This is a genomic window from Rhodothermales bacterium (assembly GCA_034439735.1).
Lineage (GTDB): Bacteria > Bacteroidota > Rhodothermia > Rhodothermales > JAHQVL01 > JAWKNW01.
Map to the genome: position 1 here is coordinate 1 of JAWXAX010000120.1, position 11,685 is coordinate 11,685.

Genomic DNA, 11,685 nt, shown 5'->3' on the forward strand with positions numbered 1-11,685 from the left:
TATTTTCTCAAACTCGGCCGTCAGGTCGAGTTGCAAAAAAATGATCCGCGTTGATGCCGGGCAATACTCCTCCCCGTTCCGACATCGATAAATCGACGTTGGAACTCGCCCCTCCTCGATTCGAGGAGGGGCCTGAATTGTCACGCGGCAGCGCACTCCTTTGTAAACTGTCCGAAGTATTAAAGGTGCAACATGCAAAATGGGCGGCCGAGAGAATGAGGGACACCTGTTCTCGGCGCTCCGTGGTCTACGACTATGGTTCTTGGTTTTTTTAAAAACAACGGGAAACGTATACCCCGAGGGGGCGTATAGAGCACACTTTTACCGGCACGTGCGGGTAGAGGACCAACACATTGTGGTGAGCATATGCCCAAAATGAAGTCCAACAGCGGCGCGAAGAAGCGTTTCAAGGTGACCGGCACGGGCCGCCTGAAGCGTGAACGAGCGTTCGGCAATCACATTTTGACGAAGAAGACGCAGAAGCGTAAGCGCAAGCTCCGCCAGGCCACCCTGGTGAGCGCGGTCGATGAGCCGCGTATGAAGCGCATGTTGAGCGTCTGATCGTTCCGGATTCAGGAGTTAGATAAGAAGCGTTAGATAAGAAGAGTAAGGTACCATGCCACGAGCTAAAAATAACGTTGCCGCCCGCCGGCGTCGCAAAGGGGTCCTGGCCCTTGCTAAGGGCTACTGGGGACGCCGCAGCAAGGTGTTCACCGTCGCGAAGAACACCGTCGAGCGGGCCCTGGCGTTTTCGTACCGGGACCGTAGGCAACGCAAGCGGCAGTTCCGCCGGCTCTGGATCGCGCGTATTAACGCCGCGGCTCGCCTCAACGACATGTCGTATTCCCGCCTCGTCGGCGCGCTGCGCAAATCGGAAATCCGCCTGAACCGCAAGGTCCTCGCCGATCTCGCCGTACACGATCCGGCCGCGTTCACGAAAGTGGTCGACCATCTCAAGAACTAGCGATGGTACGACGTTCTGCCAATCGATTTTTTACGACCACGCCTATCGCTTGCCGACCGGGGTGCTGATCGTTACGATTCGCCACGCTTTAAAAGTCCCGCCCCTGGTCACCCAGGTCAGGCGGGACTTTTTTGTATAGGCCCTTTTGCAGCGTCCACTAGCGTCACGTTGCCTTGCGGTGTCTAAACCAGGCGCTGCCCTCCACGCGACATCAAACGGGTATGGTAGAACAGCTCGACCAATTGCGCCGGGACATCGAGGCCACCGCGCTCGACACGTCCGAGGCGATCGACACCTTCCGAATCCAGTATCTGGGCCGCAAAAGCGGCCGGATCACGGATCTTTTTCAGGGCCTGAAGGACGTGCCGCCGGCGGAGAAGCCGGCGATGGGGCACCGCATCAATGCCATCAAGGTCCTGGCTGAGGAACGCCTTGAGGCGGCGCTCCAACAGCTCAAAGCCGCGGCCGCGCCGTCGACGGCGAATCTGGACATCACGCTTCCGGGCCGGCAGGTCCCGCTGGGGTCCGACCATCCGCTCACCCAGACCCTCTGGGAAATCCAGCGGATCTTCGCGCACTTCGGCTTCGATATCGCCCTGGGGCCTGAAATCGAGGACGACTGGCACAACTTCACCGCCCTCAACTTCCCGCCCGACCACCCCGCCCGCGACATGCAGGATCCCTTCTTCCTGCGCGAGGGCCGGCGCGACGGAGACGCCGTGGTGCTCCGGACGCATACCTCGCCGGTCCAGATTCGCGTCATGGAGCGCCAGAAGCCGCCTATCCGCGTCATCGTGCCGGGGCGGGTGTACCGCAACGAGTCGATCACCTATAAGTCCTACTGCCTCTTCCACCAGGTCGAGGGCCTGTACGTCGACGAAGGCGTGACACTGGCCGATCTCAAGCAGATCCTGAACCTGTTCGCCCGCGCCATCTTCGGCAACGACGTCGTCACCCGCCTGCGCCCCAGCTTCTTCCCGTTCACGGAACCCAGCGCCGAACTCGACATCTGGTGGCGCAACCCCGCGTTGCCGGGCGGAGGACGCTGGATGGAGATCCTGGGTAGTGGGATGGTGGACCCGAACGTGCTCGAATCCGTCGGGATCGACTCCGAGCGGTATACCGGCTATGCGTTCGGGATGGGCGTCGAGCGGATCGCGATGCTGCGCTACAATATCCAGGACATCCGCGTATTCTACGAAAACGATATCCGCTTCCTCGAACAATTCTGACCCCCTGCCGCCATGAAACTGAGTTATAACTGGCTTGGCGATTATGTCGCGCACGGGCTGGACGCCGCGGGGCTGGCCGACCGGCTCACGATGGCCGGCCTGGAAGTGGACGATGTGGAGCAACGCGGTGAGGCGCTCGACGGTGTCGTGGTGGGGCACGTGCTGGCCATCCAGCCGCACCCGAATGCCGACCGGTTGACGCTTTGCCGCGTGGACCTCGGCGCCGGCGAGCCTGTCCCGATCGTGTGCGGCGCGCCCAATGTGGCCGCCGGCCAGAAGGTGGCCGTGGCGACGGTCGGGACGACGCTGTCCCTCCCCGGTCGCGAATCGCCCGACGAACGGGTGGCCATCACTATCAAGAAAGCAAAGATACGGGGCGAGGAGTCTCAGGGCATGATCTGCGCCGAGGACGAACTCGGCCTCTCGGCCGATCACGCCGGCATCCTCGTGCTGGACGCAGACGCCGTCGTGGGACAGCCGTTTGCCGCCTACCTCGGCGGGAAGGGTGTGGCGCTGGTCGACTATGTGCTGGACGTCTCGATCACCCCAAACCGGCCCGACGCCATCAGCCATATCGGCATGGCGCGGGACGTCGCGGCGGTAGGGCGCATGCCGCTGAGGCGGCCGGCCGTGGCGTTGCCCATCGCCGGCGGCGCCGTGCTCGACCGGATTTCGGTTGTCATCGAGGCCCCGGAGGCGTGTCCGCGGTATGTGGCCATGGTCGTGGAGGGGATCGCGGTTCGGGAGTCGCCGGCGTGGCTCAAGCAACGCCTCACGGCGATCGGGCTGCGGCCGCGAAATCATGTGGTCGACGTCACCAACTATGTCATGTACGAGTGCGGCCAGCCGCTGCACGCGTTTGATTACGACCAGGTGGCCGGCCGGAAGATCGTTGTCCGCCAGAGCCAGGGCGGCGAGTCGGTGGTGACGCTCGACAGCAAGGAACGCAAGCTGCCGGAAAACACGCTGCTAATCTGTGATGCCGACCGGCCCGTGGCGATCGCCGGCATCATGGGGGGCGAGAACTCCGAAGTCACCGCTTCCACTACCACCGTGTTCATCGAGAGCGCCTATTTCGAGCCCTCGGCCATCCGGCGGACGGCGCGGCAGCTCGGGTTACAGACCGACGCGTCGTATCGGTTCGAGCGCGGTGTTGATGCTACCGGCCAGCCCTGGGCGGCGGCCCGGGCGGCGGCGCTGATTTCGGAAATTGGTGGCGGGACGATCGTGCCCGGCATGGTGGATGCGCACCCGAATGCGCCGCCCGAGCGGACGATTCTGATGCGGCCGGCCCGCGCCGTGCGCGTGCTGGGCGTCGCCATCGACCCCGCCATCATGGTGGTGTTGCTCGAAGCGCTCGGCTTCGTCGTCGCCATGGGGCGTGAACTGCAGGGCGAGCCGGCGCTGGCCTGCACCGTGCCCGGCTACCGCCCCGACGTCGAGCGGGAGATCGACCTCATCGAAGAGGTGGCCCGACTGTACGGGTACGACAAGATTCCGCTGCCGAGCCATGTACCGGTGGCCGCGCTGGCGCCGGCCGTCGCGCCGGAGACCCGCGCGATGCAGCGGGCGCAGGGCTACCTGACAGGGCTCGGGTTTCGGGAGATCTATACCAACAGCATGCTCAGCCGGGAGACCGCCGAGCGATTTAATCTGCCTGTGCTGACGGCCGCGGGGCACCCCGGCGCGGTCGTGGAGACGCTGAAGCCGATCTCACAAGAGATGGCCGCGTTGCGCCCTTCGTTGCTTCCGGGGATGCTCGCCGTGATGGCCCACAACCAGAACCACGGCCACGATGTGCTGCGGTTTCTCGAGTTTGGTCATGTGTTCAGCACGACCGCCGCCGCCGGCGTGCTCGTGCCCGGGTACGGCGAACATACGTCACTGCTGATGGCGGCCAGCGGGCCGGCGGAACGCGTGAACTGGACGAACAAGGAGCGCCTGGCCGACTTTTACGACCTGAAAGGCATCGTTGAGGGGCTCATCAGTCGTCTCGGGCTGGCAGAGGTGGCTTACATCCCCGTGTATGTGCCCACCGCCATCACGCTGTATCATCTGGAGATGTGGGTTGGCGGCCGACTGGCGGGTGTGCTGGCGTGTGCGTCCAATGATGTTCGGTCGCTGTACGATCTCAAGGAGGCCGTCTTTTTCGCCGAGATGAACTGGGACGTGCTCGCCGCGGCCGTGCCCGATGCGGCCGGGGTGAACTACCGCCCGATCAGCCGATTCCCGAGCGTCGACCGGGACCTCGCGGTGCTGATGGATGCGTCCGTGCAGATAGGCGCCGCGATGGCTGATATTCGTGTGGTGGCCGGCGGGATGCTGCGGCGCCTCACCGTGTTCGATGAATACCGGGGCGATCAGGTGCCGGCGGGGAAAAAGAGCGTGGCCTTCGGTCTGCGTTTCAGCGCCGACCGCACGTTGCAGGACGAGGAAGTCGACCGGATGCTGGCGCGTATACTGGAGCGCCTCCAGAACGAACACGGCGCGGAGCTTCGTCGCTAACGTCGTCGCTTAGTCGTGTTCTTTTGTTATATTGGACCCGAACCCGGCAGCGCACGGAAACTCACAACGAGAGGCAGACGCTATGGAAGCATCGGAAGTGCCCAATCGCGAAGAATTGACCCCCACCCCGGCAGGTGGGGCGGAAGGACAGCCCGAGGGAACGTCCACCCTGATAGGGCTCCGGTCGTTGCGCCGGCTGCGAGATCGTGTGCAGGCGGCCGCGCTCGAGATTCAGGCACTGCGGCAGGAGAACGCCGCCCTGCACCAGCGGATCGTCGAACTCGAACGCAGTGTGCGGACGTCCGGCGACGGCGGCACACCGCTTGCGTTCGAAGGCGATCCCGACTTGTTGCGCCGCAAGGTCGACGGCTTCATCGTGGCGATCGACCGGTATCTCGAAGAGGACAGCCGTGCCGCGTAACGCGCTTTCAGGCCTATCTGACCGGACATCTTCCATGGAAAAAACGATACGAGTGGATGTAATGGGGCGCGAATATCCGCTCCGCATTTCCGCATCCGACGAAGCCGTCACCCGAGAAATGGCCGCTTATGTCGATGCCAGGATGCGGGCGTTTAAGACCGCATTTCCCAAACAACCCGAGGTGACTACCGCGGTTGTTACCGCGCTTGCGCTCGTGGAGGAGCTGTTTGCCGCTCGAGACGCCCAGGCTCGGATGCTGGCCGAGGCGGATCGGGAAGCGGCGCAGTTGGATGCCCTCCTCGAAGAAGTGATGGGCGCCTCCACGCACGGTGCGACGCCGGAGCTGCAGGGAGGCCCCGCCGGCCGGTCCTGAAGGAGGTTTTGGGAAGGGTGGATATTGTGATTTTTTTTCTCTTGATTGTCCGGTGCCGGCCGAAACGATGAGCTGGCCTCACCTGGCCATCGCACGACCCATTTCACACGGAACTGCTTAGGTAGAGTCGGATATAAACGATACTCTCTCGAGGCGCGTCCTTGAGAGCGCTTCTTACTGACCCGTTCTGCATATATAAGAACTTTACTCGTATGCTTTAGGGAGCCACCCTTCACGCTACGACAGCAGGCCTCATTCCTTCGCGGGATATCTCTTCGGAGATCCGAGGAAGCTGGAAGAGTATGAGCGGCGCCCACTGTGTGAATCTGAAGAAGTTCTTCATATCCACCGGAGCGGGTTAGTCTGAATGCAATGCCCCGGCTTGGTTACGTGTGAGCATGAAACCGGCCGGGGCATTTTTATGCCCTTTCGTTTCGGGCATCAAGCGCAGGACGCACTCACATAGACGCATAGAAATCATGGACATACCTGCGGTATTCGGCGACATGGTCGCCGTCGCCGTGGTCGCTCTCTGCATCGTGATAGGCATCATCATCGACCGGTTTCTCCTCTCTCGGAGCGCCCGGGTTCAGGTGAGCAAGGCGCGTGACGAGGCGAAGCGGTTGTTGGACGAGGTGGAGCAGGAGGTGAAAAAGATTCGCTTCGAGCGGATTGAGAAAGTGGAGGCGGATTTGACGGGGCGTGAGGAGACGCTGGCGCGCGAGACCCACGAATCGAAGCGTGCGTTACGGCGCCTGAGACGCATGTACCGTCGTCGGCTGGAGAAGGTGACGGGGCGGATGCAGCGGCTCGCCGAGCGGGAGAACGTGTTGGTCAAGGCGGCAGACGCCATCGAAATGCTGCGGAAGGAGGGCCGGCAGGCCCAACGCGAGGCCGAGCGTCTGCGCAAGGCGGCGGCACAAGTGGATGAAGACATCCGCGGCCGGCTCTCTGAAATCGATCGAAAAGAGCAGGATATTGCCGCATTACGCACGTCGCTCCACGTCCGTCAGGACAAGATGCAGCAGGTGCTTGAGGAACAGACGCGCAAGCTGGAGCAGGTGTCCGGTATGTCGCCCGAGGTGGCGCGGGAGGCGATGATCGAGCGGTACATCGAGGATGCCCGTATGGAAGCGGCCTCGCGGGTCAAAGAAATTCGGGACGAGGCCAAACTGACCGCGAACCGGCAGGCGCGCAAGGTGATTTTGACCGCCATTCAGCGGACGGCGGCGTCCCACGCGATCGAGAACACCGTGTCCGTCGTGAACATCCAATCCGATGAAATGAAAGGCCGGATCATCGGCCGCGAAGGGCGTAATATCCGTGCGTTCGAGGCTACGACGGGCATCGAAGTCATCGTGGACGACACGCCCGAGGCCGTGATTCTCTCCGGGTTCGATCCCATCCGGCGGGAGGTGGCGCGTATTTCCCTCGTGCGGCTCATCCAGGACGGTCGGATTCATCCGGCGCGGATCGAGGAGGTGGTGGAGAAGGTGCGCGAGGAGGTGAACGAGGAGATCATAGAGGTGGGGGAGCGGACGGCGATCGACCTGAACCTGCACGGCATGCATGCGGAGTTGATCCGTCAGATCGGGCGAATGCGTTACCGGACGAGTTACGGACAGAATCTCCTGGCGCACTCGATCGAAACAGCGCATATTTCGTCGTTAATTGCCGCCGAACTGGGGTTGGATGTGAGCCGCGCCTGCCGCGCCGGCCTGCTGCACGACATCGGCAAAGTGGTCGAGGAGGACATCGAGAATCCCCACGCCATCGTCGGGATGGAGTTGTGCCAGAAGTACAAGGAGCATCCCGACGTGTGCAACGCGGTCGGAGCGCACCACGACGAGATTGAGATGACCTGTCTGATCGCCCCCGTGGTGCAGGCGGCCGACGCGATTTCCGGTGCGCGGCCGGGGGCGCGGCGCGAGGCGCTGGAGTCGTACATCAAACGGCTCGAAAAGCTCGAGGACCTCGCCCGGACGTTTAATGGTGTAGAGCGGGTGTATGCCATCCAGGCCGGCCGCGAGATCCGCGTGTTGGTTAACCACGACCTCGTCTCCGACGCCGAGGCGGAGAACCTGGCCGTGGATATCTCGAAGCGCATCCAGAATGAACTCCAGTACCCGGGCCAGGTGAAGGTGACGGTCATCCGCGAGGTTCGGGCCGTGTCGTACGCGAAGTAGGGCCGGGCAAACGACTATCGCGGCGCAGGCATCTGGCGCATCACCCGTGCGACCAATGCGCGCTGGCGCGTGTATTTTTGCGCCGTATGGAGGATGCGCCGCCGTCCGTTTATCGGTACCGTTCATGTGGCCTAACCCGACGGCGTTGCCAGTTCGGCCCGTAAACTCGGTCGAAACGCCAGAGAGACGGTCGTCCTATCCAGAATACCGGTCGTAGTCTGACCGGCGGAAGCCCCCCTTCATTGCGTTCTGCAAGCACTCCAGGGGGTACCTATGCGAATCCACACACCATTTTTGCGTGCCGGGCTGTTAGGCCTGGCCGTTGCGCTCGGCGCGCCACGCGTCGGCATGAGTCAGATTTCCTTCAGCGAAGTCAGTGGGGCTGCCGGCGTTGGCAGCGACACCTACGACAGCACCTCGCGCCACGGGTTAGGCGTTAACTGGATCGACTACGACAACGACGGGTTTCCGGACCTTTTCCTGCCCAACGGGGGCGGCGAGCTGCCGCATCTGTTCCGGAATAACGCCGGCAACGGCACGTTCACCCGGAAGGACGCTCTGTTACCCGCGCTTCCTGTCGTTGAAATGACCGGCTCCGTGTTTGCCGATTACGACAACGACGGCGACATGGATATCTACATCACGGTAGGCGGCAGCGATCTGTTCGCCGCCGACGGGTCGCCCAATTTCCTGCTCAAGAACCTCTGGGTGGAGAACGGGAATGCCGAATCCGACCCGATGTTCGTCGAGGTGGCCGCCGCCGCCGGCGTGGACAATCGTCCGCCGGTCGCGTTTGGGCCAAACGGGGGCTACAAGAGCTATACGGCGACCTGGTTGGATTACGACCTCGACAGCTGCATCGACCTCTTCGTGGGGACGATGGTGTGGGACGCCGGCGGATCCAACGTGAACCGCAACGCCCTGTACAAAAACGACTGCGACGGGACGTTCACCAACGTCACCACGGCGGCCGGCCTGTATACCGGAAATCCCGATCAGGATCGGCCCACGCTGGTCGTTTTTGGCGGTTTGATGGATGACGACCTGTATCCCGATCTGTACGTCGTCAACGTCCAGCAGCCGGCGCCCTATCACATCGATCAATACTTCCACAACAACGGGAACGGCACGTTCACCGACCTCACCAGCACGATGCCCGGCATCGGCGACGACGCCGGCGCCGGCATGGGGATCGACCTCGCGGATATCGATCTGGACGGGGACTGGGACATCTACATGTCCGACCTCGCCAACCCGGGCGGTATCGAGCCGATCGCGGAGAACAATGTGCTCTACAAAGGCAATCCGAACGGAACCTGGAGCGAGAATTCGGCTCCGGCAGCCGGCGTGAAGAGTTTCGATTCCTGGGCGGTGAACTTCTTCGACCTCAACCACGACGGCTACGAGGAGCTGTTGGTTGGCGTGATCGCCCCGACTCAGATGAAGGATGAGCTGTACCAGAATGACGGCGACGGCACCTTCACCGATATCTCCGTCGCCGCCGGCATGATCTCCGGCGATTCCCGGGGTTCGGCGGCAGCCGACTACGACCGCGACGGCGATCTGGATTTTGCCATCGTGAATCTGAACGGCACCTTGTTTCTCTACAAAAACAACACGGCCGGCCTGCAGAACTGGCTGCAGATCGACCTCGACGCCACCGTCAGCAACCGCGCGGCCATCGGGGCGCTGATCGAAGTCAAGGCCGGCGGGAAAACCTATGCCCGCCAGGTCAAGAGCGGCGTTAGCGCCCATTCGCAGAATGAGATGACCGCCCATTTCGGGCTTGCGACGGCCACGACGGTCAACGAAATCAAGGTATCCTGGCCGTCGGGCGCGGTGACCGTCGTCAACAGTGCGGCCGTCAATCAACGGCTGACGCTGGTAGAGGATGGGACCATCGGCAACACCCCCCCGAGCGCCAACTTCACGAGCACCATCTCTGGCCTTTTGGTTGATCTGGATGCCTCGTCTTCTACCGATGACGGTGGGATTGCGAGTTATTTGTGGGATTTCGGCGATGGGGCCACGGATACCCTTTCCTTCACGTCCTATACCTATGCCGCCGCCGGCACCTACACCGTCACGCTGACCGTGACCGACGCCGAGGGGCTGATGGACAGCGCGAGTCAGGACGTCACGGTGAGCGACGGGGGCGGTGGGAGCACGGGTGCCTTCCTGGAATCCGGCGGATTGGTCTCGATGGAGGCTGAAAACGCCCACAGAATTTTCGATCACGACGACCATATCTGGTCGTTTTCGACGGTCAACGCCGGCTTAAGCGGGACCGGGTCGATGGAAGCCCTACCCGACGACGGGACCCGCGTCCGTTCGGCACCTGAAGGTGTGAGCCCCGAGATGATCTTTGATGTAAACTTCGCCACGCCGGGCACCTATTATGTGTGGCACCGGTTGTGGGGAGGTAGCTCGAAGGCCAACAAAACTTTCAGCGGCGCCGCCGGCGTGTCCGATACAAGTCCGCTCTCCGTAGGCACGTTCAGCGCCTGGACCTGGACCAACGGCAAACTCGACGGCACCGATGCCACGATTGTCGTTTCGACACCTGGCGTGTATTCCGTTCATGTGTGGATGGCGGAGGACGGTACGTTGATCGATAAGCTGGTCCTGTCCACTAACGCGAATTTCACACCCACGGGCACCGGTCCCGCCGAAAGCCCGAAAGACGGCGGCGGCACGGGCAATAACGCCCCGGTGGCCAGCTTCACGCACACCGCGACCGACCTCGCCCTGAGCTTCGACGGCTCGGCTTCCTCCGATAGCGACGGCTCGATCGTGAGTTATGCCTGGACGTTTGGCGACGGCGCGACGGGCACGGGCGCTACGGCCAGCCACACCTACGCGGCGGCCGGCACCTACACCGTGGCCCTTACCGTCACGGACAACGATGGCGCGGCAGGCATTACGAGCCAGAGCGTCACGGTGACCAGCGGGGGCGGCACGGGCGGCTTCATCGAAGCCGCCGGCATGGTGGTCATGGAAGCCGAACACTTTCACGCCAACATCCAACGCGGCGCCGATAGCTGGGTGTCCGGTACGGCCTATGCCGGCGCCAGCGGCGGATCCTACATGGACACCACGCCCGACGACAACACCGAGATCAAGACCGGCGCCGAGACGACCAGCCCCGAGCTTTCGTTCGACGTTAACTTCTCGACCACGGGCAGTTACTACGTCTGGGGACGCATCTACGCGCCAGGTAACAAGTCGAACTCCATGCACGCAGGCATCAATGGCGCTATTGCAAGCACCACGAACGGGTTTCAGACCAACACACTGGGCCAGTGGGTATGGGTGGTCCTGGTGAAAAACGGCGTGGCGGTGCCGCTCTCGATTGGCACGGCCGGCACGCACACCGTGCATGCCTGGATGCGCGAAGACGGCACGGCGATCGATAAACTCGTGCTCACGACCGATGCCGCGTTTGTGCCCACGGGCGTAGGCCCCGCCGAAAGCCCGCAGGCGTTCGCGCCGGTCGCTTCCGCCGCAAAAAGAGGTATTCGTATCGATGGTCTGACGCTCCATGCTCAGGCGCTGCCGACCGAATTCGCGCTCGAAGGCAACTATCCGAACCCGTTTAACCCATCGACGACGATCCGTTTCGCGTTGCCCGAGGCGGCCGTGGTGCGGCTGAGCGTGTACGACATGCTGGGCCGCGAAGTGGCCCGGGTGTTCGATAGCGAGCTGCCGGCCGGCCGGCACGAAGCCACCTGGAACGGCCGCACGGACGCCGGAACGACGGTTTCCAGCGGCGCCTACCTGCTGCGGATGACCGCCGGCTCGTACAGCGCCACGACGCGGATGGTGGCGGTTAAGTAGGTTGGCAAGTGGCAGGTTGGCAGGTTGGCAGGTTGGCACAAAAACCTGTAACCTGCCAACTTGTAACCTTAATACTTCGGACAGTTTACAAAGGAGTGCGCTGCCGCGTGACAATTCAGGCCCCTCCTCGAATCGAGGAGGGGCGAGTTCCGACGTCGATTTATCGA

8 protein-coding genes are annotated in these 11,685 nt (G+C 62.7%); all 8 read left to right on the forward strand.

Going from position 1 to position 11,685, the window contains the following annotated elements; translation table 11 throughout:
- Positions 1-366 precede the first annotated feature (366 nt).
- The 8 genes from rpmI (at position 367) to SH809_09735 (ending at position 11,518) form a co-directional block, all read left to right on the forward strand.
- A complete protein-coding gene (gene rpmI, locus SH809_09700) occupies positions 367-561 on the forward strand; it encodes a 50S ribosomal protein L35 (protein MDZ4699966.1) in 195 nt (64 codons plus the stop codon).
- Between the two features lie 55 nt (positions 562-616).
- Positions 617-964: a 50S ribosomal protein L20 gene (gene rplT, locus SH809_09705; GenBank protein ID MDZ4699967.1), complete on the forward strand. Its 348-nt coding sequence runs from the start codon at positions 617-619 to the stop codon at positions 962-964.
- 221 nt (positions 965-1,185) lie between these two features.
- Complete coding sequence (pheS, locus tag SH809_09710; protein MDZ4699968.1) at positions 1,186-2,196, forward strand: phenylalanine--tRNA ligase subunit alpha; 1,011 nt, start codon at positions 1,186-1,188, stop codon at positions 2,194-2,196.
- A 12-nt stretch (positions 2,197-2,208) separates the two neighbouring features.
- Positions 2,209-4,701 (forward strand): phenylalanine--tRNA ligase subunit beta, encoded by a 2,493-nt coding sequence (pheT, locus tag SH809_09715; GenBank protein MDZ4699969.1) that lies wholly within the window; start codon positions 2,209-2,211, stop codon positions 4,699-4,701.
- A gap of 82 nt (positions 4,702-4,783) precedes the next feature.
- Positions 4,784-5,122, forward strand: coding sequence for a hypothetical protein (locus SH809_09720; protein MDZ4699970.1), 339 nt, complete (start codon positions 4,784-4,786; stop codon positions 5,120-5,122).
- A gap of 34 nt (positions 5,123-5,156) precedes the next feature.
- Complete coding sequence (locus SH809_09725) at positions 5,157-5,495, forward strand: cell division protein ZapA (protein ID MDZ4699971.1); 339 nt, start codon at positions 5,157-5,159, stop codon at positions 5,493-5,495.
- Positions 5,496-5,974: 479 nt separating this feature from the next.
- Positions 5,975-7,681 (forward strand): ribonuclease Y, encoded by a 1,707-nt coding sequence (gene rny / locus SH809_09730; protein ID MDZ4699972.1) that lies wholly within the window; start codon positions 5,975-5,977, stop codon positions 7,679-7,681.
- Positions 7,682-8,029: 348 nt separating this feature from the next.
- Positions 8,030-11,518, forward strand: coding sequence for a PKD domain-containing protein (locus SH809_09735; protein MDZ4699973.1), 3,489 nt, complete (start codon positions 8,030-8,032; stop codon positions 11,516-11,518).
- The last annotated feature ends 167 nt before the right edge of the window (positions 11,519-11,685 follow it).